Source organism: Paraburkholderia sp. BL6665CI2N2 (assembly GCF_004366535.1).
In the GTDB taxonomy this organism is placed as follows: domain Bacteria; phylum Pseudomonadota; class Gammaproteobacteria; order Burkholderiales; family Burkholderiaceae; genus Paraburkholderia.
This window is the reverse complement of record NZ_SORC01000001.1, coordinates 3639357-3664577: the sequence shown is the minus strand read 5'-3', so window position 1 is coordinate 3664577 and position 25221 is coordinate 3639357. Positions and strand designations below refer to the sequence as shown.

Here is a 25221-nt window from a genome sequence, read left to right as displayed (position 1 = left end):
AATCCCTGAAGGCGGAATTTTTGATGAAAGCAGGTGATCTGCGTGATCTGTCGCGTGGCGGCGTGCAACTGAGCGCACTCGGCATGGGTTGTTCGCAACTTGGTGGCCTCTATCGCCCCATGCCGCCGCAACAGGCGCGCGCACTGATGGACGAAGCGTGGTCGCTTGGTCTGCGCTATTTCGACACTGCGCCGTTCTACGGGTACACGCTTTCCGAACGCCGCGTGGGCGACGCGTTGTCAGCGCGCCCACGCGACGAGTTCGTGCTGAGTACGAAAGTGGGGAGGCTTCTTCGGCCAGACCTGACTGTTCAATTCGGCGACGACGGGTGGGCCGAGCCGCTTTCTTTCCGGCCGCATTACGACTACAGCTTCGATGGCGTCATGAGGTCGTTCGAAGACAGTCAGCAGCGTCTCGGCTTTCCGCAGATCGACCTACTGTATGTGCATGACGTCGGTCGAATGACACATGGAGACGCGAACGTCGAATTCTGGAGGCAACTGACCACGGGAGGGGGCTTTCGCGCACTCGACGCGCTGCGAAGTGCAGGGCAGGTCAAAGCCTTCGGTCTTGGCGTGAATGAATGGCAGGTTGTGCATGAAGCCATGCAGGAGATACAGATCGATGTGACGTTGCTCGCGGGCCGTTACACGCTCCTCGAGCAAGATTGCCTGTCGCCGTTTCTCGACGATTGCGTACGGCATGGGAATTCGATCGTGGCCGGCGGTGTGTTCAATTCCGGCGTGCTGGCGGGTAATGGCAAGTTCAATTACGGGGACGCCCCCGCCGCTGTCGTGTCGCGCGTTCACCGGTTGGCCGAGGTTTGCCGCGAATTCGAGGTCCCGTTACCCGCTGCGGCACTGCAGTTTCCGCTTGCGCATCCCGCGGTTGTGTCGTGCGTGGTGGGCGCGCGCAGTGTCGAACAACTTCGGCAGAACGTCGCGTGGTTCGAGCAGACGCTGCCGGCCGGGTTGTGGCAGGAGCTGAAGTCGGATGGTCTGATCGCGGACGCCGCACGTGTGCCCGGGGGGAGCCTGTGAGCCTGCGTATCGACGCACATCACCATTTCTGGCACCTCGCGGCGCGCGTAGGGCATTGGCCGCCTGCCAGTCTTGGAGCGATCTATCGAGACTTTGGGCCGGCCGATTTTGAACCGCTGCTTGAACGATGCGGCATCGGCGGAACCGTGCTGGTCCAGTCCTTGCCTGACAGCGACGACACCAGCTTCCTGCTCGAACTGGCGGAGCGTCATTCTTTTATTCGCGGAGTGGTGGGATGGGTCGACCTGAAAGCGCCTGACGCGCCGCAACAGATCGATGCTTTGGCCCGCCACCCGAAGTTGAAAGCGCTGCGGCCGATGCTGCAGGATCTTCCAGACGACAACTGGATTGACGACCCGGTATTGCGACCGGCGATTACCGCGATGCTCGCCAATGACCTTGCGTTTGATGCGCTGGTTGTTCCGCGTCAACTCCCCGGTTTGGTCGCGTTCGCGAAACGTTACCCCGGCCTGCGGATCGTTATAGATCATGCAGCCAAGCCGCTGATCGCTACCGGCCAACTGGAGCCGTGGCGAACCGACATGGCCGATCTGGCCAGACTCGAAAACGTACATTGCAAGCTGTCGGGCTTATGGACGGAAGCGCCGCCGGATATCGGCGTTGCCGCTTTCGAGCCCTATGTGGAGACGCTATTCCGACTGTTCGGCCCGCGTCGTCTCTTGTGGGGAAGTGACTGGCCTGTCCAGCGGCTCGCGACACATTTCGGTGACTACGCCGGTTGGCTTGCCGCCTGTGACGATTACTGCGATCGATATGCGAGCGATGAGGACAAAGGCGCCGTATTCGGCGGCAACGCTTATCGCTTCTACCGGCTCGAAGAATAGGGAGAGTGTGATGCAACGCATGGGAATGGTGATCGGTATCGATCCGCAGCATATCGACGAATACAAACGCTTGCATGCGCAGGTCTGGCCGACGGTACTCAATCGCCTGAAACGCTCGAATGTCACCCGCTACTCGATTTTCCTGCGGGAGCCCGAGAACCTGTTGTTCGGCTACTGGGAATACGTCGGGTCCGACTATGAAAGCGATATGGCGGAGATTGCGAACGACCCGGAAACGCAACGCTGGTGGAGCCTGTGCGGTCCATGCCAGAAACCGTTGCCGAGTCGTGCGCCGTCGGAACACTGGGCACGGATGGAAGAGGTTTTTTACGTCGAATAGGCGTCGTCCCGACACTGCGCTCGGGTGACCTCGCCATAGAGAACCAAATTAACCGGGCCCGCACTGAAACCGCATCATGGCGTCGCGGGCTCTGTATCTGAAAAGGGAAACCTCATGCTCACTGTTATTTGTGAAACGCCCGGAGTACTACGCGCCGGAACGCGCTCAATGCCATCGCGCGAGCGCGGCGAAGTGTTGCTACGAGTGCGACGCGTCGGCGTATGCGGCACTGACCTGCACATCTTTACCGGCAACCAGCCATTTCTCTCCTACCCCCGCGTGATGGGACACGAACTGTCGGGCACGGTCGAAGAAGCCGATGCGGATTCCGGCCTGATCGCCGGCGACCCGGTCTACGTCATGCCCTATCTGTCATGCGGCCAATGCATTGCCTGCAGGAATGGAAAAACGAATTGCTGCGTGAACATTCAGGTATTGGGCGTGCATCGGGATGGCGCATTGACGGAGTATCTAAGTTTGCCGCGTCAGTTCGTTCACAAGGCTGAAGGAATCACGCTCGATCAGGCGGCAATGATCGAGTTTCTCGCCATTGGCGCGCATGCGGTTCGTCGCGCCGACGTTCAGGCGGGGCAGCGCGTGCTGGTGGTCGGGGCAGGTCCGATCGGGATGGCCGCGATGATCTTCGCACGTCTGCGCGGGGCCACGGTGACGGCACTCGATACACGGCTCGATCGTTTGAACTTCTGCGCCGGGAAAATCGAAGTGGCGGCTACCGTGCAAATCGGTGATACCGACGTGGACGAGCTGACGAGACTCACCGACGGTGAATTCTTCGATGTCGTCTTCGATGCGACGGGCAATCCGGCTGCCATGGAGCGTGGCTTCGAGTTTATTGCGCACGGCGGAAAATACGTGCTGATTTCCGTGGTGAGAGACAAGATCACTTTCTCCGATCCGGAGTTCCACAAGCGCGAAGCCACCCTGATCGGAAGCCGCAATGCGACCGCGGAAGATTTCGAAACGGTGCTCAGGGCCATGCGCGCCGGCCAGGTGCCCGATGCGGCACTCAACACACACCGGATGAAACTTGCCGATGTCCCCGCGGAATTTTCGAAACTGCTCGAACCGTCCGCAGGCGTGGTGAAAGCCATCATCGAATGCTGACGAAGGCGCAGATCGGATATAAGCCATGAGCCAGCCCATTCTCCAGTTCGGCACCAGCCGCTTCCTCCAGGCGCATGTCGACCTGTTCGTTTCGGAAGCGCTGACGCGCGGCGCCGCGCTTGGTGGCATTACGGTCGTGCAGACCACCGGCAGCGAGTCCAGTCAGAAGCGCATTGCGGCGCTGGCAGAGGGCAGGCCATACCCGGTACGGATTCGAGGTATGCGGCGCGGCGTGCCGGTGGACGAGATGTTGAGCGGCAACGCGGTGCGCGCGGCATGGCACGCCGGGACGCATTGGGCACAAGTGCGAGATGCCGTAGCGGAACATGTCGAAGTGATTGTCTCCAATACGGGAGACCGGGGATTCCAGCTCGATGACCGGGACACCGCGGCGCTCGTGACTCACCCGGAGTGCGTGCCACATAGCTTTCCGGCCAAGCTGCTGGTGTTGCTTCATGCCCGTTGGGAACGCAACCCTGATGTGCCGCTCTCGCTTTTTCCATGCGAACTTGTGGTCAATAACGGCGATACGCTGCGCGAGCTTGTTGTGACTCTCGCGACAAATTGGCGGATGCCGGAACCGTTTATTACCTACCTTCGAACGCATTGCATATGGGCCAATTCGCTCGTCGATCGCATCGTTTCACAGGCGATTGAACCGGTAGGCGCGGTTGCCGAACCGTATGCGCTGTGGGCGATTGAGCAGCAGCCGGGGCTGGTTCTGCCTTGCACACACGAGAACATCGTTTTGACAGACGACCTGCAGCGCTTCGAGCGTCTGAAGCTGTTCCTGCTTAATCTCGGTCACAGCTATCTGGCCGAGCGCTGGCTGGAGGACCGCAGGCCGGCTGACGAGACCGTCTATCGGGCAATGAACGACCCAATCCTGCGCGCGAACCTGGAAACTGTCTGGGCGGAAGATGTACTCCCGACATTTGCGGCGTTGGGTCAGCACGAGCAGGCTCTGGCCTATCTCGTCGAGTTACGTGATCGCCTGCTCAATCCCTTTCTTGAGCATCGGATCGCGGACATCGCTCAGAATCACGCAGAAAAAATGCAGCGGCGTTTTCTGCCGCTTGTGCAACTTGCCGACACACTCGGCGTTGAGCCCGGACCGCTGCGAATACGCGCGATGCTCGAGCGCGTCGCATCGGTTTAGAACTGTTTCGAGAAAGTCATGAACACGGAATCGGATTCTTTTATTCTTCTGCGCGAACAGGACAATGTCGCGGTCGCGCGCCATGCAGTACCGGCTGGGGTCGAGGTGAATCTCGGGGCGGCCACACTGCGCACCCGCGCGTCGATTCCGTCTGGCCATAAAGTGGCTGTGCGCCGCATTGAAAAGGGCGCTGCCATTCTGAAGTACGGGCGGGTCATCGGTGTCGCCATGCATCATATTGAAGCGGGGGAGCATGTTCATACCCATAACGTCGGCATGAGCGCGGTCGGGAACGAACTCGCCAGCGGTACCGCTTACGAAGCGACTGAAGTGAACGGGCGGCCGGCAACGTTTCAGGGATATGTGCGAGCCAATGGAGACGTCGGTACACGAAACTTTATCGGTGTGATCGCGAGCGTCAATTGCTCGGCAACCGTATGCCGGCATATCGCCGACGCCTTTAAAGACGATGCGCTCAAGGCGTTTCCATCAGTCGACGGAGTCGTGGCTATCACACATGGCAGCGGCTGTGGCATGGCCGGGTCTGGCGAGGGGATCGAATTGCTGCGCCGTACCTTGCGCGGGTACGCGAACAATCCCAACTTCGCAGGCGTGGTGCTGATCGGGCTCGGTTGCGAAGTGAATCAGATCGCGCCGCTGGTCGATACGCTGGCCGCCAGACCGGACGGTTTGATCGCCACGCTGACGATTCAGGAAGAAGGCGGAACGCGTGAAACTATTCAAAGAGGCATAGAGATAGTCGGCGACATGCTGACGCTCGCCGATCGCGCAAATCGCAGTACCGTGTCGGCCGCGCACCTGAAAGTCGGGCTGCAGTGCGGCGGTTCGGATGGGTACTCGGGGATCAGCGCCAATCCGGCATTGGGTTGCGCCGTTGATCTTCTGGTGCGCAATGGAGGAACGGCCATACTGTCCGAAACGCCGGAGATATATGGCGCGGAACATCTGCTGACGTCGCGTGCGGCTTCGCCGCGGGTGGCGGACAGGCTATTGGAAAAGCTGCGCTGGTGGGAAGCGTACACGCGCGCCCATCACGGTGACATGAACAACAATCCCTCACCGGGTAATAAGGCCGGAGGGATTACGACCATTCTGGAAAAATCACTGGGTGCGGTTGCCAAGGGCGGGAGTACGGGTTTGATGGAGGTGTATGAATACGCCGAAGCCGTCACGCAGCACGGACTCGTTTTCATGGACACCCCCGGCTATGACCCGGTGTCGGCGACGGGGCAGGTCGCCGGCGGCGCGAATCTGATCTGTTTCACCACGGGCCGTGGGTCAGTGTACGGGTGCAAACCGACGCCCTCGCTCAAGCTCGCGACGAACACCCGGATGTTCGAGCAGATGAGCATGGATATGGATTTCAACTGTGGAGCGATCCTTGATGGAACGCTTGGAATTGCTCAGGCTGGAGCCCAGATATTCCAGTTGATGCTGGACACGGCGTCAGGAAGAAAAACCTGCAGCGAGCAGCATGGCATGGGAGACAGTGAGTTTGTTCCGTGGCAACTCGGCGCTGTCATGTGAAAGCAGACGGGTCCCCCGAGGTGTGAAGGCCATTTTACGGTTCCAGGATCGATACCGTTTTTAGACGGAGGTGTCATATGCCCATGACCCGATCGCCCGATATCGCGGGCGTGACAGAGGCTGATTACACGTTGCTGGTGGATGCGTTGTCGTCGCTTTTGAGAGAGCGGTCTTCCGCGCTGCAAATTGCTGCTGAAGTCGCGAAAAAAAGAGGGCTTGCGGAGCCGAACGTGTGGGACTTCGGACTCCCCGACATTCTGCGTCTGCGTCTGCGTCGCGTGTGGGAAGTGGCCAGTCGGACTTCCGCCTGATTTCACTTTTCCGACGAAGCTCGCCAGCTTTTCGCGCAACATGGCCGTCCACGCGTTCGCAAATCCTCAGGACGGGTTATCCAGACTATCCGTCAACCGTCGCCATGCGACTCGCGTTCAGTAACGCCCGCCACTGACGCGCGCGCAAAGCGCGTTTGATACTCGCTCGGTGAGAGACCGGTCTTGCGTTTGAACAGTTCGCGAAACGTACTGATGTCTCCATAGCCGACACGCTGGCTGACTATCTCAAGCCCGATGGGCCTCGACTCCAGCAACTGCTTGGCTACTTCGATGCGCAAATTCTGCAGGTACGTCAAGGGCGCAAGGCCTACTGCCTGCTTGAAACGCCGGTTAAGCGTCCGTTCGCTGACAGCGAGCCAACCGGCGAGCTCGCTCAGCCGGAACCCCTCCTGAAGTGTCGCCTCCATCCGCTGTTGAGCTCGCGCGACGAGCGAATCGACATGTCCGTGATCGTCGAGCAGCTTCGCGTAAGACGCTTGCGAAGTCCGGTTCATGTCGATCAGTAGCGATTTGGCGGTCATCGCCGCAAGCGTGTCGCCGACGAACATCTCTACCAGCCGTACGGCGAGATTGAGATACGACGTCACCGAACCGCCCGAGACAATGCCGTCTTGCCAGGTCAGGATTTCCCGCGCGCGGAGTTCGACACGCGGATACCGCCGGGCGAAGTCGGCCGCGTTGGCCCAGTGTGTGGTGGCGACCCGCCCGTCCAGCAAACCCGCCTCGGCAAGCAGATAGTTGCCGGTGCAGTACGCAGCCAACACGGCGCCTGCGTTGCGCTGGCGCCGTAGCGCGGAAGAGAGCGCATTCATCTGCTCGCGGCGGCCGATGAACTCGTCCATGTTGGAAAAAAACGGAGCCGTTAGCAGGATGGCATCAGCACGTTTGCGCGGATCGATTTTGCCGTCCACCGGAATGCTCTGGCCCGACGCAGCCGTGACGGGCTGTCCGTCCAGCGATTCCACGCGCCACGCGAACATGGGCAAAGGTTTGGCCCCACGCGCGGCTAACTTGCCATTCAGGTAGTTGGCTGCGCTCAGGACGTCGATGGGCCCCGCGACGCCCGACGCCAGAATTCCGTCATAGACCCAGATCCTGATCGTGATCATTTCCGTGCGTGTCTGATATTCCTCGAATAATGGCAATGCTGCCACTGTCCGGTGTGCCCGTAAAGGCCGATTATCGCCACATCGAAACACCTGAAGCGACGAACGGTACCGCGACCTACAACTGACAGGGTCGCAAGCCGGCGCCCAAAACATGAGCCCATCATGTCTGTAGATACTCAAAACAAAGCAGGTCATGACGTCGGCTGTGAGATTGCGCAGAACTGTCTGCTGACGCGCACGCGGCAGATCTCCAGGGTTCTGACCGCGATCTACGACGAGGCGCTACGGCCGTTTGGCATCAACGCCTCTCAATTCAGCCTGCTTGTACTCATTGGTGAACTTGGACCCATTAGCCGTGCGGATCTGGGGCGCAAGAATCATCACGATCGATCGACGCTGACAAGGAATTTGCAACCGCTCATCTCGCAGGAGTGGGTTTTCGAAGATGCCCCTGAAAGCAATGGCCGCAGTCGGCCTCTTGCGCTGACAGGACAAGGCAAAACATTGCTCCGCAACGCCGCGTCCGCGTGGTCGTCTGCGCAGGCAAGAGCCAGATCGCTCGTCGGAGAGGTCGGTGCTGACGCGCTCATGGGCATCGCGAGCGAGTTGCCGCGGCGCATGCGCTAATTTTTTTAATCATCGATGTTGCATATGCAACACCGCAAGGGCGCTCTATGCCCGTTCTTATGAATCGAGGAGTTTGCAATGAAAGTCGTCAAAGCCGCCGCAGTGCAGTTCAGCCCGGTCTTGTACAGCCGTGAAGCCACCGTCGCAAAAGTCGTGCAGAAGATCCACGAATTGGGCCAGCAGGGCGTGCAGTTCGCCACATTTCCGGAAACCGTCGTGCCTTATTACCCGTACTTCGCAGCAGTGCAGACCGGCATTCAGCTTTTGTCTGGAAAAGAGCATCTGGGGCTGCTCGACCAGTCCGTGACGGTGCCGTCTCCCGCGACCGACGCGATTGGCGAGGCTGCCCGCAAGGCAGGCATGGTGGTGTCGATCGGCGTCAACGAGCGTGATGGTGGAACCATCTACAACACTCAGCTGCTCTTTGATGCCGATGGCAGCTTGATCCAGCGCCGCCGCAAGATCACGCCTACGCATTTCGAGCGGATGATCTGGGGTCAGGGCGACGGGTCGGGTCTGCGCGCCGTCGATAGCAAGGTTGGTCGCATTGGCCAGCTCGCCTGCTTTGAGCACAACAATCCGCTGGCGCGCTACGCGATGATGGCCGACGGCGAGCAGATTCATTCGGCGATGTATCCGGGTTCCGCCTTCGGCGAGGGATTTGCGCAAAGGATGGAAATCAATATCCGTCAGCACGCACTGGAGTCCGGCTCTTTCGTCGTGAACGCGACGGCGTGGCTGGACGCCGATCAGCAGGCGCAAATCATGAAGGACACAGGCTGCGAAATCGGTCCGATCTCGGGTGGTTGCTTCACCACCATTGTGACGCCAGATGGCATGCTGATCGGCGAACCTCTCCGCTCGGGCGAGGGCGAGGTCATTGCCGATCTCGACTTCACGATGATCGACCGACGCAAGCTGTTGATGGACTCAGCCGGTCACTACAACCGGCCGGAACTGCTGAGCCTGATGATCGACCGTACACCGACTGCGCACATTCACGAACGCGGCGTCCACGGCAAATCGAGCACAGAACAAGGCGCCGACGATACGAGCGTCACGGTTGCCTGAGCATGGCGAACCGACCGCGACACACCCGTGCTCATCAACCACCCGTGCCTTCTTTTAACTCACTCTCTGAGTGTAGGGAGATGTACCTTGAAAGTTAGATTGACCTGCGTGGTACGGGGTCGTCGTCGAGACCCCCTGCCGGAGAAGCCTCTGGCTGGCCACGTTCGGGTGGAACAGGACCGGATCTTCAACTACTTTTTAGAGGACGCGAGCGCGGTAGGCACGCGCGACCGCAGCGTACGAGCGGGCGTACAACACGGCAGACGCGATCCGTGCAAGCAACGCGTGGTATCAGACCTTCCCCCAGCATGTGATTGACAACAAGACGTACGGCACGCTGCAGATGCCCGTCCTCGCATTAGGTGGCCCAGCTTTCCGAACAGCCACTCCGTCGGGACGCATTTCGTCCTTAAGTGTGCATCTGCATAAATGCGCTTGTTCTTTGCAAAGAGGTTAAAGATATGAAGATTCAAACCACACAGGATCGGCCGATTCTGGTCACAGGCGCGGCCGGCGCGATTGGCGGCATCGGCCGCAACGTCACCGAAATGCTCCTCGCCAAGGGCCATAAAGTGCGCGCTCTGGTTCGTCGCGAGGATAAACGCGCAGAAGAATTGCGTCGGGTCGGCGCCGAGGTCATGCTGGGCGACCTGACTGATCTCGCTTCGATGCATCGTGCGATCGAAGGGTGCTCGCGCATTTATTTCGGCATGTCGATCTCGGCGAATTATCTGGAAGCCACGGTCAACGTCGCTGCAGTGGCGCGTCACCATGGCATCGAAGCCCTCGTGAACATGTCCCAGATGACGGTCACGGAAATGAGCATCACGGAGACCACGAATAGCCCTCAGCACAAGCTGCACTGGCTTGCCGAGCAGGTCCTGGCATGGTCTGGGCTGCCGGTCGTCACGGTGCGGCCTACGGTCTTTCTCGAAGGCTTCTTTCTGCGTCTCGCGGACGCAGGTGTGCGTGATCGCGATGAACTGGCGTTGCCGCTGGGCAGCAGCCGCACTTCGCCGATCTCTGCCGTCGATGTGGCGCGTGCCGTATCCGTCATCCTCGACGATCCGGCGCCGCACATCGGCCACGTCTATAACCTGACGGGTTCCGAGTCCGCTGATCTCGCGCACTACGCGCGCGCTTTTTCCGACGCGCTCGGCCGGACGATCCATTACCGCGACGTGCCGCTCTCCGCGTGGACCAACACGCTCCGGGAAGTGGGTGTGCCAACGCATCTCGTCGATCACCTCGCCGTGATGGCTGAACTTCACACGCAGGGAAGATACGACCGCATGACGGACGATCTATTCAAGCTCACCGGTAGGGAACCGACGGACATGCACGAATTCGTGAAGCTCCACGCCGCTGAGTTCACTCGCGGTGACGCGACCGCTTAGCGCCTTCGTGTTCTGCAGACACAGTCTTATCGCAACCGGTAGCGTGTGAGATCACGCGGCTGCTAACCGAGGACCTGGCCATCGCCAATCGGAAAACTTATGACAGACAACATCTTTCCCCAGTCACCGGCTCGCCGTCGCTTTGTTGGCGTGGCGGCGGCAGCCGTTGCCGCCGGCTCCTTGAGTCAGCTCGCGTTCGCGCAAACGAATCAAACCATCACTGAAGTTGCCTCGTCGACCGGAGCCGACAAAACCGCTGTTCGTCCGCTTCGTATCCATGTGCCAGAGTCGCAACTGACCGACTTGCGGCGACGCATCAAAGCGACGAGATGGCCGGATCGGGAGATAGTCGCCGACGATTCGCAAGGCGTGCCGCTCCCAATGATTCAGGAACTCGCGCGTCATTGGTCGACCGATTACGACTGGCGCAAGGTCGAGGCGAAACTGAACGCGCTGCCGAACTTCGTGACTGAGATCGATGGCGTGGACATCCATTTCATCCACGTTCGTTCCAAGCATGACAACGCGATGCCGCTCGTGGTCACGCACGGATGGCCCGGCTCGGTCATCGAGCAACTCAAGATCATCGATCCGTTGGTCAATCCGACCGCGCATGGCGCGAGCGCATCGGATGCGTTTCACCTCGTGATTCCGTCCCTGCCGGGCTATGGATTTTCGGGCAAGCCAGGAGAAGTCGGCTGGGGTCCGGAACGCACCGCACGTGCCTGGGTTGTGATGATGAAGCGCCTGGGGTATGCGAAATTTGCGGCGCAAGGCGGCGACCTCGGCGGCATTGTGGCCAACGTGATGGCCAAGCAGGCGCCACCGGAGTTGCTCGGTATTCACGTCAACTTCCCCGCCACAATTCCACCGGCGATCGCAAAGGCGCTTCAAGTCGGCGATCCGGCGCCAGCTAGCCTGTCGGCTGACGAAAGACTCGCGTACGACCAACTCAGCGCCCTGTCAAAGCGACGGGCCTACGCATTGGAACAGGGCACGCGTCCGCAAACCCTCTATGGATTGGCGGACTCACCCATTGCATTGGCAAGCTGGCTGCTGGATCACCCGGACGGTTACGGCCAGCCGGCTGCGGCACTGACCTCAGCCGTGTTCGGGCGCACGATCAACGGACACTCTGCAGGTGACCTGACGCGAGACGACGTGCTCGACGACATCACGCTTTACTGGTTGACGAATACAGGCGTTTCCGCGGCTCGCTTCTATTGGGAATCGCATTTCAACTTTTATGCTGCCGCAGACGTCTCTGTGCCGGCTGCCGTGAGTGCCTTTCCTGGTGAGAATTATCAGGCCCCGCGGAGCTGGTCGGAGCAGGCTTATCACAACCTCATTTACTACAACCGGCCCGAAAAGGGCGGTCATTTTGCGGCATGGGAGCAGCCAAGGTTATTTGTGGAGGAAGTTAGAGCGGGTCTGAGACCGCTGCGCACGTAACGACTCCGAGGAGGTTCCGGCCGCTTTTCCACGTGTTTCGATCAGTCGAACTTGGCCAGGTCCTGGAAAATAAGCTGAGCCCACGTGCTGCCCCGTGCCTGGACCAGCAGGCCGCCCTCGTCAATCTTCCCCAGCTCGATCGGGGCGAAGCCGAGCTTGTCGACAAGTACCGCCACCGAGGCGCTGGCCGCGTCATCGTCGCTGGAGACGAACACGACCCGCCGGCCTCCCTGGGGCGTCCTCGCGCCTTTGGCCAGGACGCTCGCCGGCAGGTGGTTGAAGGCCTTCACCACCTTCGCCCCCGGGAACGACATCGCAAGGGCGGCGGTCGACGGCAGCCCGCCCAGTTCTTCCGGGGGAACGCCGAATGCGTTGGTTGCGTCGATTACCACCTTCCCATGCCAGCTCTCGGCGGTCCGTCCGATTTCGCTATGCGTGGCGAAGGGGACGGCCAGGATGACGACGTCGGCCTTGACCGCGTCATCGACACGCCGGGGGACGACAGACGGGCCGATCTGCGCCGCGAGCGCGTCCAGCGATCGCCTGCCTGCCACGATTACTTCGAGGCCCTTATGGGCGAACGCCTGAGCGATGGCCGTGCCGATCTTGCCAAGCCCGATGATTGCGTAGCTCATTGAAATCTCCTGTGTATATCGAAAGGCCTCGCCGCCGACCGTAGCTGTCAGACCTGGGCGATGCCGCCATCGACCATCAAATCCGCGCCCGTCATGTACGAACTCTGGTCGGATGCGAGGAAGAGCGCCGCGTTGGCAAGCTCGTCAGCCCGACCGAGTCGACCGAGCGGGATCATGCTCTGGTACATGTTGACCGGATCCTCGCGCGCCATCGATTGAGTGTCGAGAATCGGAGTGTCCGTTGCACCAGGGCTGAGCAGATTGACGCGAATGCCGCGGTCCTTAAACTCCGCAGCCCAGGTGCGGGCATAGGAGCGCAACGCGGCCTTGGTCGCCGCGTAGGCGGTGTGGCCCGGAATGCCCATGACGTGCATGCCCGACGAGACCAGAATGATCGATCCGCCCCCTGTCATGAGCGGCAGCAGCTTCTGCACCAGGAAGACGGGACCGCGGGCCATGAGGTTGAACGCCTTGTCGAAGTGCTCAGGCGTGAGAGTGTCGACCGAAGCCTGCTCCGTAAAGCCCGCATTCGACACGATGATATCGACGACACCCTTTTTGTCCCTGACTGCCGCAGCGACCCGGTCGAGGTCATCAAGGTTCGCGGCGTCAGCCTGGATGGCGGTGACGTTGCGCCCGATCAGTTCGGCCGCCTCGTCGAGCTGTGCCTGCCGACGGCCGAAGATAAAGACGTGAGCGCCTTCGGCAACAAACCGCTGGGCGATCGCTAGACCGATACCGGTGGTGCCGCCGCTAATGACTGCAATCTTGCCTGCGAGAGTGGACATTGAGACCTTCTGCCTGTTCGTGAATGACAGGTCCATGGTAATTACCATCGCCGGGAATGATAATCCGCAAATTTCCCATAAGATCTATTCTTTGACGGAATGGATCAGACGAGAGGAATGCCATGGACAGGTTTCACGAATTGAGCGCTTTCATCGCCGTTGTCGAGGCCGGCGGTTTTTCCGCCGCCGCGCGTAGAACCGGCGAGTCACAGTCCGCGATCAGCAAGGCGATCGGCGCGCTGGAAAAACGCCTCGGCGTGATGCTACTCAACCGAAGCACACGCAGCGTGACGCTGACGGACCAGGGCCAGAGATATTACGACCGGACCAAACCCCTTGTTGATGAAATGGATGAAGCCGACAGCGAACTGACCAGCAGCGTGCTTAATGCGTCCGGTCTGATCCGGATCGCCGTATCCGCTACTTTCGGCCGCCTCCACGTCCTTCCACTCATACCGGAGTTGTTGTCACTCAATCCCGGCCTTCAGGTCGATCTTGTTCTTTCGGACTTCGTACGAGATATGGTGGAAGATCGGATCGATCTGGCGATCCGGGTGGGCGCCGTCGACGATCTCGATGCGGTTGTCAGGCGCGTGGCTACCACCCCGCTTGTATGCGCCGGCTCCCGCAGGTACTTCGAGCAACACGGAATACCGAAGTCTCCCGTCGAGCTCGTCGATCACAATTGCCTCTTATATGGCGGCCTGACGGAGTCGGCCAATTGGCCGTTTGTAGGACCGGAAGGACGATTCAGTGTGTCCGTGCGCGGAAATCTTTCGTCCAACAGTGTCGAAACGATCCGGGCCGGCGTTCTGGCCGGTGTTGGTATTGGCCTGTTCGCCAAAGTCTCTCTTGCCGATGAACTCCGACATCCGGACGTGATCACGGTTCTCGACGAATTCATAAGTGAGGTCAGAGACGTCAGCCTTATCTGGCCGAAACGGCGCTTTGTACCGGCACGCGTGCGTCGCGCGACGGACTTTTTTGCTTTGGCACTCCCACAGCGCATGTAGGAAAACGGCATCGTTCGGCGTTCGAGGCATCGTTCAGAGAGGTTTATCCGCATTCGTCTCGGTGCGGTCAGGAAGGGACGGTTGTCAGGTGCGCCGTGCAGACATTCCAATGGCATCCTGCCGGCGTGCGTAGTGCCCGAAAACGCAAATCATCTTCTGCCACCTGACTTCCTTCGACACGATGCCACGACGCACGAAGGCGAGACTAATGACGCATGCGTTGTTCACGTCGCTAACGTTGTGAATAGTCGTGCAGGTTTGGCAAGAGCGGGGCGGCCTCGCAGGCCTTCGTTTCCAACTTGATCTCTCCGCGCGCGGTCGATACCACGGGACACACACGACGGGCGGCCTGCCACATCGGCGGGCCTTCACGGAGCAAAACCGCGGGAACGTCAGAAACGATGGGTCATGCCGATGGCAACAAGCGTTTGAGATGCATCAGGCTCCGTCACTGAAATACCCGGCCAGCTCATCGTCGAACTGCCATTGTTCTTGATGTAGCCCGCCCGCGCGTAAAAGCTGGTCCGCTTCGACACATTGTGGTCGACGCCCACCTGGAAGCCGACTGCATTGTCGTGCACGCCGCGCACATCGCGCTCGACAACTGCGAGTTGGACTTCGTCGGCGTCCGTGGCCTGGATAGTCGCACCTAACTCGCCGTAGCTCAGAGCGTGTCCTGCGCCGAGGAGCGCCGCCATCGACCCAGGCGCAGCATCTTTGGGGCGCGCATACGAGTAGTTAAACTGAAGTTTCACTATGCCGATCTGATACGCGAGTGCGCCGCTAAAATGCTCAGTCCCGAGCAGGTTAAGCGAGCGTGGCAGACCCGCAATGGTCTCCACGCCGGAATGCTGGTTCAGGTAAGCCACGGCTGCGTAAAGGCCGGCGCCTTGCCAGGTCAGCGCGACATCGATCATATTCCCCGATGTGGTCGGGATCGGCTGCGTAGCCGTCGCCGCGAAACCGTACATTGCATAAAGCTTCGCGCCTGCAACGTTGGGCGACTGATAGAAAATCGTGTTGCTGATCCGCCCCGGCGCATATTGAACCGCGAGCGTACGACGGTCGGAGGCCGCGGCGAGATCGGCCGCCGAGAGCGGCGAGAGTACTTCGTTGCCACGGAACGGATCGGTTGGATAAACGGCCCAGAAGCTCGGCTGATACTGACGACCGAAGCTAAGCGTGCCGTACTTGTCCTGCTGCAGCCCTATCCATGCCTGGCGATAGAAAAGGGTGGTGGTATCGGCGAAGGATGCACCGTTGTTGATGTTGAAACCGCTTTCCAGGTCGAACACCGCCTTCAACCCGCCGCCCAGATCCTCCTTGCCTCTGAAGCCGACCATCGAACCCGTTGAGCCGCCGCTTCGCTGGGAAACTGAACTCGCTCCCCCCTTGTTCAGGTACTGGACGAACGTGTCTGCCACCCCGTACAACGTCACACTCGACTGCGCGGCGGCGCTGCCCGCCGCGAGCGCGAAGCTGGTGGCGAAAATTCCCTTGCTAATAAAACGCATGCATGTCTCCTCTATGTTTATGCCGCATCGACAGACGCGGGTAAGGCAAAATCAGGTGGGCTTCTCTTGATTGTTGAAGCCGGTCACTTCATTTCAAAATCACCACATCTCATCTTATTAAAAGGAATCCTTATCAAAATGAGCGCTCGTTGCCTGGTGAAGGCCGGGGTGCTACACCATCGGATTAACGCGGATTACGATTGGAAGCGGAAAGGGACATTTGGATCACGGCGCGCCGCGCGCCGTGACGATTAACGCGTTCCGCACTCGATATCGAAGGTGGTGGCGTTCAGATAGGCGTTTTCGACAATATGCCGGACGAGGCCCGCAAATTCCTCGGATTTGCCCATGCGTTGCGGAAACAGCAGCTTGCCGACGATCGTCTCGGACACCTTCGGCGGCATGCCAGCCGACATGCCCGATTCGAACAGACCCGGTGCGATAGACAGCACGCGAATGCCGTGCTCGGCAAGATCGCGCGCAACCGGAATCGTCATGCCGATCACGCCGGCCTTGCTTGCGCTGTAGGCCGCCTGTCCCATCTGGCCTTGACGCGCCGCGCCCGATGCGGTGTTGATGATTACGCCGCGTTCGCCGTTTTCTTCGGGCTCATTCGCTGTCATCGCGAGCGCCGCATGACGTAGCACGTTGAAGGTGCCGGTGAGGTTCACCGACAGCACGCGGTGCCACAGATCGGATGGGAAAAGCTGTCCTTTGGAGATCGTCTTGGAGGGCCCGAGAATGCCTGCGCAATTGACCGCGACGTGCACGGTTCCGTACGTGTGCACGACCGTAGCGATACCTGCCTTGACGCTTTCTTCATTCGCGACGTCGACCGCGACGCCCTTGATATCCGGCCCGAGCGCTTCTCCGAGCTTCGCGCCGTCGAGATCGAAGCCCACTACCTTGGCGCCTGCCGCCGCAAGCGCCTTGCAGGTGGCGAGGCCAAGGCCAGATGCCGCGCCGGTGACGACTGCAACCTTGTTCTGCAGATTCATGTTCTTGCCTTGTTCCTGGTTTGATGTCTAAGAGTGAAGCGATCAAGCGCGGACGTCACACCGCGCGCCACTGACCTGCCCAGTACCTGCCGCGAATCTCACGTTTGAGCACCTTGCCGACCGCGCTGCGTGGCAGGTCTTCCCAGAACTCGAAACTCTTCGGCGTTTTCACGCTGCCGAGCTCGCGTTTGCATAGCTCGGCGAGTTGTTCTGTGCCGACATGTTCGCCGTTCTTCAGCTGGACAATGGCCTTGACCGCCTCGCCCCATTTCTCGTCCGGCACGCCGATTACCGCGCAATCGAGAACAGCGGGGTGCGAGTTGATGACCGCCTCGATTTCGCCCGGAAAGACGTTGAAGCCGCCGCTGACGATCATGTCCTTCTTGCGATCGACCACGGTGATGAACCCGCGCTTATCCTTGATACCGATGTCGGATGTGTGATGCCAGCCGAACTGCGACACTTGTGCCGTTTCCTCGGGATTCTTGTAGTAGCCGAGCATGACAGTCGTGGAGCGCACGACGATTTCCCCCTTTTCTCCGGGGCCGACGATGTTGCCCGCGTCGTCCATGATCTCGACACACGCAAACTGCGCGGCCTTTCCCGCGGATTGCAGTGCGACTTCGTCGAACGTGCCATCAGTCAGCAGATAGTCGGACGGCCGTTTGACGACTACGGGAAAGCCGCACTCGCTCTGCCCATAGACTTCGTAGATCACCGGCCCGAGGCGGCGGACAGCTTCCTTCATTTTTTCCGGGGCAATGGGCGCTGCGCCGACGGCGAGGCAGCGTAGCGACGAAAGATCGGCGCCCGCCATCGCAGGATCGCTCAATAGTGCGTAGACGACCGTTGGCGGCAGGAACAAATGCGTGATACGTTCTTCCGCGATCGTGCGCAGTACCACCTTGGGGTCGAACGAGGGCAGCACGACGGTGCAGCCATTGCGGATCGCCGCGGCCAGCGTGAGCATGCACGCGGCGTGCGTGAGCGGCGCCACAGCCAGCACGCGCGAGTCCCGATCAATGTTCAGTTTGGAGAAAACCGCAATCAGCCCCATTTCGAGCGAGCGATTGTCATGCAGTGCGCCTTTCGACGGTCCCGTCGTTCCGCCGGTCGGCTGCAGCAGCGCATGTTGATTGGGGTTTTCCGGCGGCGCGACGAACGGATCACGATGATTCGGCATCCAGCTGTCGAGCGACTCGCCGTGTTCCGATGGCTGGTCAATACAGATGAACCTGCAACCCGCCGCGAGGCCGGCTTTCAGCGCAGGCACGATGTGGGCGTATGCGCTGTGGAAGAAAACTAGCTCGCAATCGGCGAACGACAGCACGGCCGCATTGGTTTCCACCGTATTGCGTGTATGGACCGACACCCAGCCCATGTCCGCGCGGTTGATCGCCAACTGCAGCAGGCTGATCCGGTAGTCGTTCGGTGCGTAGATCGCCGCATGTGCGCCGGGCCTCAGCGAAGGGTCGAGCGTGAGCGCGTGCGCGGCGGCATGGACGAACTTCTGTGCCTCGGCGAACGTGATGCGCGTCGTTCCGTCGACGAATGCCTCGCGGTCCGGATGCCGTGACACAGCCGAATCGAAGTAATCAGCAAGGCGCATATCAGTCTCCTTGAGTCGACGTAGCCGTGCTCGGCGGCTACCTTTTCATTCATGATAGGCGGTGGCAGCGGGTTCTTGCCCGCCGCCAGCTCAGCAGCCTGAAGGAGGCCGCTGCAGTGCGCTCGCCCGTGATGCCCTAGCGCGCCAGAATCGTGATGCAGGCCACCGCTTCCTCGATTCCATACAGGCCGCCGCCATTTTCCGCGACCGCGATCCGCGCGTTATCGACCTGACGCGGGCCGGCTTCGCCGCGCAGTTGCGTGACGAGTTCATGCACCTGTCCGAGGCCCGTCGCGCCCACCGGGTGTCCTTTTGATTCCAGACCGCCGGACGGGTTGACCGGGATCCGGCCGCCGATTGACGTTTCGCCGCGCTCGGAGATCGGGCCGCCGTCGCCGAAGTCGCAGAAACCGAGATTCTCGATCTGTACGATCTCACCCATTGCGGTCGCGTCATGCACTTCCGCCACCGACACGTCCTTCGGACCGATGCCGGCCAGCTCGTATGCGCGCCGCGAAGCCTGCACGGTGACGTGCTGCTCGATGTCGTCGGACGAGCGGTCCGTGCCGCTCTGGACCACCGAAGCCAGCACGCGGATCGCGCGCTTCGGATCGATGTTCAGACGCTTGAGCGCGTCGGCGGTGCACAGGATGGCAGCAGCAGCGCCGTCGGATACCGGCGAGCACATCGGTAGCGTGAACGGGTACGTAATGGGCGGCGCGGCCAGCACTTCCTCCACGGTGTAAGCGACCCGGTATTGCGACAGTGGGTTGTGTACCGAGTGACGGTGGTTCTTCGCCGACACGGCGGCGATCTGGCGCTGCGTGGTGCCGAAGCGTTTCATGTGCGCGCGGGAGAATGCCGCGTAGACGTCCATGAACACGCTATAGGGCTTCGGCGACGTCGATCCTGCCGGAATCTCGACGCCTTCGCCAATGCGCAACAACTCCGCGTGAATTTCTTTGGCTCGCGAAACGTCGAGTGCGCTATCGAATACGGAGAACATGCGCTCACGGTCTTCCGAAAACATTTTTTCGGCGCCCACAGCCAGCGCAACGTCTCCGGCGCCCGAGCGCAGATGGTTGACCGCCAGCACGAATGCACTGCTGCCGCTCGCGCATGCATTCTCGACATTCACGACCGGAATGCCGCCGATGCCCATGTCGCGCAGCGCGATTTCGCCACGAATCATGTGCTGGCCGTCCATATGACCTTGTGATGCATTGCCGTAGAACGCCGCTTCCAGAGCGCTCTTTTCGATGCCCGCGTCCTTGAGCGCCGCTTGGGTGGCGTTGCGTACCAACGATTTGATGCTCTGGTCGAGTAGCCTGCCGAACGGCGTCATGCCGACGCCAACCACATAGATATCTTTCATTTCAATTCCCATGCTGTTTGAGGATAGGCACATCCAATGAATCAAATTCTACTTGGGAGTAAAAATATAGTCGATAAGGTAGAAGTCCATGTTTACCCGGCTGCCCGTGCGTTGACGGCTTGCGCGAGCAACTCGGCGTCATGCTCGCCGACGGCGGGCACCCCGCGCGTAGGTCCGGGATGTACGCCGCCGAATACGAGTGGCTGCGCCACGTGCCAGGCGCGACGGCCGCCGCGTTCGTCGACCTCGCGGAACATGCCGCGGGCGCGAAAGTGCGGGTCATTCACGACTTCGTCGAGACTGTTCACCGGCCCCCAGGGCACGCCTGCCAGATCGAGCAGCGGCGCCCATTGAGCGCGCGGCTTGCGGCGCAGCGCTTCGGCAATGCGGGCGCGAAGTTCAGCTTCGCGCGGTGCGCGCTCCGCGTTTGTCACGTGCGCGATATCGGTGAGGCCGAGAAGCTCGCATAGCGGAGCCCAGAACCAGTCTTCGTGCGCGATCGACAGCGTCAGCAGAAGCTCGTCCTCGCAGCGGAACACGCCGTAAGCGGGCTGGGCATTGATTTCAGCCATGCCGAGGCGTCCGCCGTTCATCGCCGGCGAAAGAAACACGCTCATCCACGATACGAGGCCGTCGGTCATCGACACGTCGACGTACTGGCCGAGGCCGGTGCGGGTACGCTCGAGCAGGGCGGCAAGACAGCCCGTGACGGCGAACATCGCTGCGGAGAGGTCGCCGATTGCAAGTTCAGGCGGCGCTTCGATCTGGCCGCTGGCAGCCTGGCGGTGCAACAGGCCTGCGATTGCCTGATAAGACAGATCGTGCGCGGGGCGGTCGCGATACGGTCCGTTCTGGCCGAAACCCGAGATCGACAGATAGACGATGCGCGGATTGAGCTTCGCGACATCGTCGTAGCCGAAGCCGAGGCGGGCCATCGTGCCGGGACGGAAACCTTCCATCAACACGTCCGCGGAAGCGATCAGCTCGCGCAGTGCTGCGCGTCCCGCGTCGGTTTTCAGATCGACGCCGACCGAGCGTTTGCCGCGGTTGAGTGCGGCGTGAAAGTCGGGCAACTGTCGGGCCGGGTCGCCAGCCGGCGGCCGCTCGACCACGATCACGTCGGCGCCCAGATCGGCCATCACGAGCGTGGCGAACGGGCCGGGATACTGTTCAGCAAGGCTGAGGATGCGTATACCCTCCAAAGGCAAACTCATATGTGTCTCCTCTCATGCAAGATGTTTGGTACTGCGATCCAGCGGATCGCGTGAAGACTGTGCGTGCGCCGCGCTGTTGAGGCGCTATATTGGCATAGTTTCTACCGATGAGTTAGTATTGATACGCGATATTAAAATCAAGCCCGGGCGTCCAGCGCCGGGCAAGCGAACCGAGACTCTTTCAGGAGGAAGACACCATGCAGGAATTGCCCGTTATCGCCGAGGTACGGCACGGCGCGATGTGGATCACACTGAATCGCCCCGCAGCGATGAATGCGATTACGCCCGACGTGGTTCGGGGAATCGAACAGGCGCTCGACGAAGCCGCGAAACGGGACGACGCGCGTGTGGTCGTGTTGACCGGCGCGGGCCGCGCGTTTTGCGCCGGCGCTGATCTGAAATTTGTACGTGGCGAGCGCGATGGCGACCAGCCGGGCGCAAGCCGCTTCCTCGACGCGCTGCTCGCGCTGCTGAACCGTCTCGAACGTTTCCCCCGGCCGGTGATTGCCGCCGTGAATGGCATGGCGCTCGCGGGCGGCCTTGAGCTGGTGCTGTGCTGCGACCTTGTGATCGCGGCGAAGTCGGCGCGCTTTGGCGACGCGCATGCGAATTACGGTTTGTTGCCCGGCGGCGGCGGCTCGGTTCGCCTGCCGCGCAAGATCGGCGTGACGCGCGCGAAATATCTGATGTACACGGGCGAATTCGTCTCAGCCGGGTCGATGGAGTCGGCGGGACTTGTCAATCAGGTCGTCGAGGACGCGCAGGTTGGCGAGGCGGTTGACGCGCTTGCGAAGACGATAGCCGCGAAGAGTCCGCTCTGCTTGAGCCGGATGAAGGCGCTCGTGAACGACGGTATCGAGCAGCCCGCCGAGGTGGCGCTGCGCCAGGAACTGCTGATGACCGCGCTCCACGAACACAGCGACGACATCCGCGAGGGACTTGCCGCGTTCCAGGAAAAACGTGCGCCTCAGTTCACCGGCCGCTGATTTTGCCCCGGTGGCCGCTTGCGCGCGTGAGCGGCCACCTGTACTTACTTGATGGAGACAAGAATGCACAAGCTATCTCGCGCGAGCGCGGCGACCGTGCTCGCGGTGACCTTGCTCGCGGGCCTCGATGGTTGCAAGAGCGCGCCAGTCGAACAGACGCCACCGATTGCGGTTGATCAAAACTCTGCACTCACAGTGAGCGACACCGACATCGTCCATGCTTACCACTACCTGCTCGGACGGTTGCTGGTCCTACGTCAGCAACGCCTCGATTTCGAGAAGGACGGGTTTCAATGGAACCACCTCGTGCACCGCAAGCCGGGCGGCGTGGAATGGGCAAACCCGAATCTTGACGTGGTCTATTCCGAAGCGTGGGTCGCACTCGACGAGAAGACCTGCGTGCTGCTCGACATTCCGCGCATCGAAGGACGCTATTACACGTGGCAGATGCTGGATGGATGGGGCGAGACGGTGCTCAATATCAATGAGCGCACGTTTGCCCAACGGCCTTACGGCCGCTATGCACTGTGTCTGAAGGGCGCACGCGTCATGCCACCCGCCGACGCGCTGCGCATCGATTTGCCGGTCCGGACGATGCGGGTTCTCGCGCGCATCGAGCCCGGCGAGGATGCGGCGCAGGCGATACGTCTGCAGCATGAATTCCACTTGACGCCGCTCGGCGAGCCGCGGATCGAAACGCCCATCGAAGTTCCATTTTTCACGAATGCGCAATTGCCCCGTGCCGAAGCGTTCGACTTCGCTACACAGGTCCTCGATGGTCAGCCGGACGTCTCGCCTGGCATGGACGACGTACGTACGAAGGTAAGGGCGGTGGCCGCGCTGGTTCAATCGGGCACAGCGGCACGCACGCGGGTGGACGACGTGATCGCCCGGAAGGCGCTGCCGGCGCTCATGCAGCGGTTGAGCGCGCTAGGTCCGAGCGGCAACGGCTGGGTCCGGCCTACGACCTTCGGCCACTACGGAAGCGATTACCTCGCCCGCACGGTTGTCGATCTCGTCGGCATCTGGGCGAACACCCGAACCGAGGTGACGTACTACGGCATGCGGAATCTGGACGGCAGGGCGACCTATACGCAGACCTATCCGAAGGATGCGTTGCCGCAGAGTCTCGCGCGCTACTTCTGGTCGGTCACGGAAGTCGATTCGACTCATTTCAAAGTGGTGCCGAATCCGCTGGGACGTCATGCGCTAAACCGGCAGTCGCGTGTGCAGCCCAACGCGGACGGCTCTGTCACGCTCGCGTTCGGTCCTGTGCGTCCTGACAGTGTCCCTGAATCGAACTGGTTGCCCACGCAGCCTGGTACGAACTACAACCTTACGTTCCGGCTATATGGCCCGGTGGCTGGCGCAGCGGCAGACCAGTATTTCCCGCCGCCGCTCGTCGGGCAGCGTTGAGTCGACTTTGGAGGAATCATTCATGCGCAAACTGCTTTCGAGTTCATTCCAGTTGTTCGCGGCATTCGGGTTTGCACTGCTTGCGTTGGGCGGGTGCGAAACCGGCCGCGTGCCGGTTGTCACGCAAGCCGCAGGGGCCGGCCCCGCAGCGGCGAGCGGCGCGATCCGCACGGACGAAGCGCCTGTTATACCGGCCGCGCTCATGACCGAGGCTTATGCGCGCATGGTCGCGCGCAATACCTACTTCTGGGCGTGGCCGATGGTCAACGCCTACAATCGCCGTCTTGCATTCACCCGCGCGCCGGCGCCTGTGCTCGTCGGCGGGATCATGCCGATTGCCCCGCTCAACCGTCTTGCGATGCTGACCGGTTACGTCGACCCCGCAGAGCGGCTGGTCGCGTGCCCGAATCAGGACGTCGTGTACGGCGCGGGCGTCGCGGCGCTCGACGAGAGCCCGGTCGTGATTCAGGTGCCGGATTTCGGCAAGCGTTTCTGGGTCTATCAGATTGTCGATCTGCGCACCGATAGCGTCGCCAACCTCGGGTCGATGTACGGCACGAAACCGGGCTTCTATCTGCTGGCGGGCCCGGACTGGCACGGCGCGGTGCCGGAGGGCATCGCGCAGGTGATTCGCTCGGGCACCCGTACGGCATTTGTCGTGCCGCGCGTTTTTCAGGCCGACACGCCGCAGGACAACGCGGCCATCCAGCCGTTGCTGAACCGCATCGACATGTATCCGCTGGCGATGTTTGACGGCGTGTTCAAACAGCACGACTGGAAAAAGTTGCCGGCGTTTCCGATGCCGGCTCACGAGGGTGCCAGTCCCGGCGAAGCGCGTTGGGTATTTCCGGAACGCTTCTTCGACGGCTTGCCTGCGGTACTGGCCGATGCCCCACCCATGCCGGGTGAGGAGGCGCGCTACTCGGAAGCGCTCGCGGTGATCGCGGCGGCGCGGCGCAATCCGTCGCTGAAGGCCGCGATGATCGACGAAGCGGCGCGCGCGGACAAGGATCTCGTCGACCCCCTGCTTCAGTTCCGCAACTTCGGCATACCACTCGCACATCACTGGACGACGCAACGCAACGGCGGGCGCTTCGGCACTGATTATTTGACCCGGACCGCTGTTGCGCGCTCCAATATTTTCGTCAACAAGCCGGAAGAGGCGACGTACTTCTATTTGGACCTCGATGCAGCCGGCGAGCGGCTCAATGCGCACAACCGGTATGCGATCACGTTCGCGAAGGGACAGTGGCCGCCGGTGCAGGGCTTCTGGTCGCTGACGCTGTATGACGCGTATCACTTCTTCGTGCCGAACCCGCTTGGCCGTTATGCAATCGGTACGCGCAATACGGATCTCAGGCCTAACCCGGATGGCTCGCTGACCGTGTACATTCAGTCCGAGCCGCCTGCCGATCCGGCACAGCGGGCGAACTGGCTGCCAGCGCCACGCGACGGGGATTTTTCTCTGATGATGCGGGCATATTGGCCCGCAGCGGCGATCACGGCGGGTAACTGGACTCCGCCTGCCGCGCAGCGGATTCAGTGAGCGTGTACGCGTCGTGTCGAGGGAAGGCGCGACGCGGATACAACGGCTCACTGCCGGCACATGCATGCACGCGATTCAGCGC

Annotated in this window: 23 protein-coding genes; 15 read left to right on the top strand and 8 right to left on the bottom strand. The window is 61.0% G+C overall.

Going from position 1 to position 25221, the window contains the following annotated elements; all coding sequences use genetic code 11:
* The first annotated feature begins 23 nt into the window (after positions 1-23).
* The 7 genes from B0G81_RS16320 (at position 24) to B0G81_RS16290 (ending at position 6368) form a co-directional block, all read left to right on the top strand.
* Positions 24-1040 (top strand): aldo/keto reductase, encoded by a 1017-nt coding sequence (locus B0G81_RS16320; protein ID WP_134137493.1) that lies wholly within the window; start codon positions 24-26, stop codon positions 1038-1040.
* Positions 1037-1885 (top strand): amidohydrolase family protein, encoded by an 849-nt coding sequence (locus tag B0G81_RS16315; RefSeq protein WP_208328540.1) that lies wholly within the window; start codon positions 1037-1039, stop codon positions 1883-1885. Before B0G81_RS16320 ends, B0G81_RS16315 begins: the two co-directional genes overlap by 4 nt.
* Before the next feature lie 10 nt (positions 1886-1895).
* Positions 1896-2225 carry an L-rhamnose mutarotase gene (locus tag B0G81_RS16310; protein WP_106283076.1) on the top strand — a complete coding sequence of 110 codons (330 nt, stop codon included), beginning with the start codon at positions 1896-1898 and terminating at the stop codon, positions 2223-2225.
* A 114-nt stretch (positions 2226-2339) separates the two neighbouring features.
* Positions 2340-3350, top strand: a complete 1011-nt coding sequence (locus tag B0G81_RS16305; RefSeq protein ID WP_134137490.1) for a zinc-binding alcohol dehydrogenase family protein — start codon at positions 2340-2342, stop codon at positions 3348-3350.
* A 25-nt stretch (positions 3351-3375) separates the two neighbouring features.
* Positions 3376-4509, top strand: a complete 1134-nt coding sequence (locus B0G81_RS16300) for a mannitol dehydrogenase family protein (protein ID WP_134137487.1) — start codon at positions 3376-3378, stop codon at positions 4507-4509.
* 18 nt (positions 4510-4527) lie between these two features.
* A complete protein-coding gene (locus B0G81_RS16295; protein WP_134137485.1) occupies positions 4528-6057 on the top strand; it encodes an altronate dehydratase family protein in 1530 nt (509 codons plus the stop codon).
* A gap of 77 nt (positions 6058-6134) precedes the next feature.
* Positions 6135-6368 (top strand): hypothetical protein, encoded by a 234-nt coding sequence (locus B0G81_RS16290; RefSeq protein ID WP_134137483.1) that lies wholly within the window; start codon positions 6135-6137, stop codon positions 6366-6368.
* A 92-nt stretch (positions 6369-6460) separates the two neighbouring features.
* On the opposite strand, the gene B0G81_RS16285 is transcribed toward B0G81_RS16290, so the two are convergent.
* The gene (locus B0G81_RS16285) at positions 6461-7498 is read right to left on the bottom strand and encodes a helix-turn-helix domain-containing protein (protein ID WP_134137481.1); all 1038 of its coding nucleotides are present in this window, start codon (positions 7496-7498) and stop codon (positions 6461-6463) included.
* A 162-nt stretch (positions 7499-7660) separates the two neighbouring features.
* Between B0G81_RS16285 and B0G81_RS16280 the strand changes: the two genes are divergently transcribed.
* From B0G81_RS16280 to B0G81_RS16265, 4 genes are all read left to right on the top strand, one after another.
* Entirely contained in the window at positions 7661-8125 is a 465-nt protein-coding gene (locus tag B0G81_RS16280) for a MarR family transcriptional regulator (protein WP_134137479.1), read from the top strand.
* A 78-nt stretch (positions 8126-8203) separates the two neighbouring features.
* Complete coding sequence (locus B0G81_RS16275; RefSeq protein WP_134137476.1) at positions 8204-9196, top strand: carbon-nitrogen hydrolase family protein; 993 nt, start codon at positions 8204-8206, stop codon at positions 9194-9196.
* Between the two features lie 461 nt (positions 9197-9657).
* The gene (locus B0G81_RS16270) at positions 9658-10593 is read left to right on the top strand and encodes an SDR family NAD(P)-dependent oxidoreductase (RefSeq protein WP_134137474.1); all 936 of its coding nucleotides are present in this window, start codon (positions 9658-9660) and stop codon (positions 10591-10593) included.
* 99 nt (positions 10594-10692) lie between these two features.
* On the top strand, positions 10693-12045 hold the full coding sequence (locus B0G81_RS16265) for an epoxide hydrolase family protein (protein ID WP_134137472.1): 1353 nt from the start codon (positions 10693-10695) through the stop codon (positions 12043-12045).
* Positions 12046-12086: 41 nt separating this feature from the next.
* On the opposite strand, the gene B0G81_RS16260 is transcribed toward B0G81_RS16265, so the two are convergent.
* Positions 12087-12680, bottom strand: coding sequence for an NAD(P)-binding domain-containing protein (locus tag B0G81_RS16260; RefSeq protein WP_134137470.1), 594 nt, complete (start codon positions 12678-12680; stop codon positions 12087-12089).
* A 47-nt stretch (positions 12681-12727) separates the two neighbouring features.
* Positions 12728-13468, bottom strand: coding sequence for an SDR family oxidoreductase (locus tag B0G81_RS16255; RefSeq protein WP_134137468.1), 741 nt, complete (start codon positions 13466-13468; stop codon positions 12728-12730).
* A 122-nt stretch (positions 13469-13590) separates the two neighbouring features.
* Between B0G81_RS16255 and B0G81_RS16250 the strand changes: the two genes are divergently transcribed.
* Complete coding sequence (locus tag B0G81_RS16250; protein ID WP_134137462.1) at positions 13591-14481, top strand: LysR family transcriptional regulator; 891 nt, start codon at positions 13591-13593, stop codon at positions 14479-14481.
* A gap of 392 nt (positions 14482-14873) precedes the next feature.
* Here B0G81_RS16250 and B0G81_RS16245 read toward each other — a convergent pair whose 3' ends face one another.
* From B0G81_RS16245 to B0G81_RS16225, 5 genes are all read right to left on the bottom strand, one after another.
* Positions 14874-15995, bottom strand: a complete 1122-nt coding sequence (locus B0G81_RS16245; protein WP_134137459.1) for a porin — start codon at positions 15993-15995, stop codon at positions 14874-14876.
* Between the two features lie 251 nt (positions 15996-16246).
* Positions 16247-16993 (bottom strand): SDR family NAD(P)-dependent oxidoreductase, encoded by a 747-nt coding sequence (locus tag B0G81_RS16240; protein ID WP_134137449.1) that lies wholly within the window; start codon positions 16991-16993, stop codon positions 16247-16249.
* A gap of 55 nt (positions 16994-17048) precedes the next feature.
* The gene (locus B0G81_RS16235) at positions 17049-18602 is read right to left on the bottom strand and encodes an AMP-binding protein (protein ID WP_134137444.1); all 1554 of its coding nucleotides are present in this window, start codon (positions 18600-18602) and stop codon (positions 17049-17051) included.
* Between the two features lie 136 nt (positions 18603-18738).
* Positions 18739-19977, bottom strand: coding sequence for a thiolase family protein (locus B0G81_RS16230; protein WP_134137439.1), 1239 nt, complete (start codon positions 19975-19977; stop codon positions 18739-18741).
* A 92-nt stretch (positions 19978-20069) separates the two neighbouring features.
* Positions 20070-21191 (bottom strand): CaiB/BaiF CoA-transferase family protein, encoded by a 1122-nt coding sequence (locus tag B0G81_RS16225; protein ID WP_134137437.1) that lies wholly within the window; start codon positions 21189-21191, stop codon positions 20070-20072.
* A gap of 197 nt (positions 21192-21388) precedes the next feature.
* Here B0G81_RS16225 and B0G81_RS16220 point away from each other — a divergent pair, with 197 nt between their 5' ends.
* The 3 genes from B0G81_RS16220 to B0G81_RS16210 all read left to right on the top strand — a co-directional run bounded on the left by B0G81_RS16220 (position 21389) and on the right by B0G81_RS16210 (position 25139).
* A complete protein-coding gene (locus tag B0G81_RS16220) occupies positions 21389-22177 on the top strand; it encodes an enoyl-CoA hydratase-related protein (protein WP_134137435.1) in 789 nt (262 codons plus the stop codon).
* A 63-nt stretch (positions 22178-22240) separates the two neighbouring features.
* Complete coding sequence (locus tag B0G81_RS16215) at positions 22241-23593, top strand: DUF1214 domain-containing protein (RefSeq protein WP_134137432.1); 1353 nt, start codon at positions 22241-22243, stop codon at positions 23591-23593.
* Positions 23594-23615: 22 nt separating this feature from the next.
* A complete protein-coding gene (locus tag B0G81_RS16210; protein WP_243856493.1) occupies positions 23616-25139 on the top strand; it encodes a DUF1214 domain-containing protein in 1524 nt (507 codons plus the stop codon).
* Positions 25140-25221: the final 82 nt, after the last annotated feature.

What these genes read in the sequence shown, in the direction of transcription:
- B0G81_RS16320 (WP_134137493.1), top strand. Translation starts at nt 24, where the DNA reads ATGAAAGCAGGTGATCTGCGTGATCTGTCGCGTGGCGGCGTGCAACTG.
- B0G81_RS16310 (WP_106283076.1), top strand. Translation starts at nt 1,896, where the DNA reads ATGCAACGCATGGGAATGGTGATCGGTATCGATCCGCAGCATATCGAC.
- B0G81_RS16305 (WP_134137490.1), top strand. Translation starts at nt 2,340, where the DNA reads ATGCTCACTGTTATTTGTGAAACGCCCGGAGTACTACGCGCCGGAACG.
- B0G81_RS16300 (WP_134137487.1), top strand. Translation starts at nt 3,376, where the DNA reads ATGAGCCAGCCCATTCTCCAGTTCGGCACCAGCCGCTTCCTCCAGGCG.
- B0G81_RS16295 (WP_134137485.1), top strand. Translation starts at nt 4,528, where the DNA reads ATGAACACGGAATCGGATTCTTTTATTCTTCTGCGCGAACAGGACAAT.
- B0G81_RS16290 (WP_134137483.1), top strand. Translation starts at nt 6,135, where the DNA reads ATGCCCATGACCCGATCGCCCGATATCGCGGGCGTGACAGAGGCTGAT.
- B0G81_RS16285 (WP_134137481.1), bottom strand. Translation starts at nt 7,498, where the DNA reads ATGATCACGATCAGGATCTGGGTCTATGACGGAATTCTGGCGTCGGGC.
- B0G81_RS16280 (WP_134137479.1), top strand. Translation starts at nt 7,661, where the DNA reads ATGTCTGTAGATACTCAAAACAAAGCAGGTCATGACGTCGGCTGTGAG.
- B0G81_RS16275 (WP_134137476.1), top strand. Translation starts at nt 8,204, where the DNA reads ATGAAAGTCGTCAAAGCCGCCGCAGTGCAGTTCAGCCCGGTCTTGTAC.
- B0G81_RS16270 (WP_134137474.1), top strand. Translation starts at nt 9,658, where the DNA reads ATGAAGATTCAAACCACACAGGATCGGCCGATTCTGGTCACAGGCGCG.
- B0G81_RS16265 (WP_134137472.1), top strand. Translation starts at nt 10,693, where the DNA reads ATGACAGACAACATCTTTCCCCAGTCACCGGCTCGCCGTCGCTTTGTT.
- B0G81_RS16260 (WP_134137470.1), bottom strand. Translation starts at nt 12,680, where the DNA reads ATGAGCTACGCAATCATCGGGCTTGGCAAGATCGGCACGGCCATCGCT.
- B0G81_RS16255 (WP_134137468.1), bottom strand. Translation starts at nt 13,468, where the DNA reads ATGTCCACTCTCGCAGGCAAGATTGCAGTCATTAGCGGCGGCACCACC.
- B0G81_RS16250 (WP_134137462.1), top strand. Translation starts at nt 13,591, where the DNA reads ATGGACAGGTTTCACGAATTGAGCGCTTTCATCGCCGTTGTCGAGGCC.
- B0G81_RS16245 (WP_134137459.1), bottom strand. Translation starts at nt 15,995, where the DNA reads ATGCGTTTTATTAGCAAGGGAATTTTCGCCACCAGCTTCGCGCTCGCG.
- B0G81_RS16240 (WP_134137449.1), bottom strand. Translation starts at nt 16,993, where the DNA reads ATGAATCTGCAGAACAAGGTTGCAGTCGTCACCGGCGCGGCATCTGGC.
- B0G81_RS16235 (WP_134137444.1), bottom strand. Translation starts at nt 18,602, where the DNA reads ATGCGCCTTGCTGATTACTTCGATTCGGCTGTGTCACGGCATCCGGAC.
- B0G81_RS16230 (WP_134137439.1), bottom strand. Translation starts at nt 19,977, where the DNA reads ATGAAAGATATCTATGTGGTTGGCGTCGGCATGACGCCGTTCGGCAGG.
- B0G81_RS16225 (WP_134137437.1), bottom strand. Translation starts at nt 21,191, where the DNA reads ATGAGTTTGCCTTTGGAGGGTATACGCATCCTCAGCCTTGCTGAACAG.
- B0G81_RS16220 (WP_134137435.1), top strand. Translation starts at nt 21,389, where the DNA reads ATGCAGGAATTGCCCGTTATCGCCGAGGTACGGCACGGCGCGATGTGG.
- B0G81_RS16215 (WP_134137432.1), top strand. Translation starts at nt 22,241, where the DNA reads ATGCACAAGCTATCTCGCGCGAGCGCGGCGACCGTGCTCGCGGTGACC.
- B0G81_RS16210 (WP_243856493.1), top strand. Translation starts at nt 23,616, where the DNA reads ATGCGCAAACTGCTTTCGAGTTCATTCCAGTTGTTCGCGGCATTCGGG.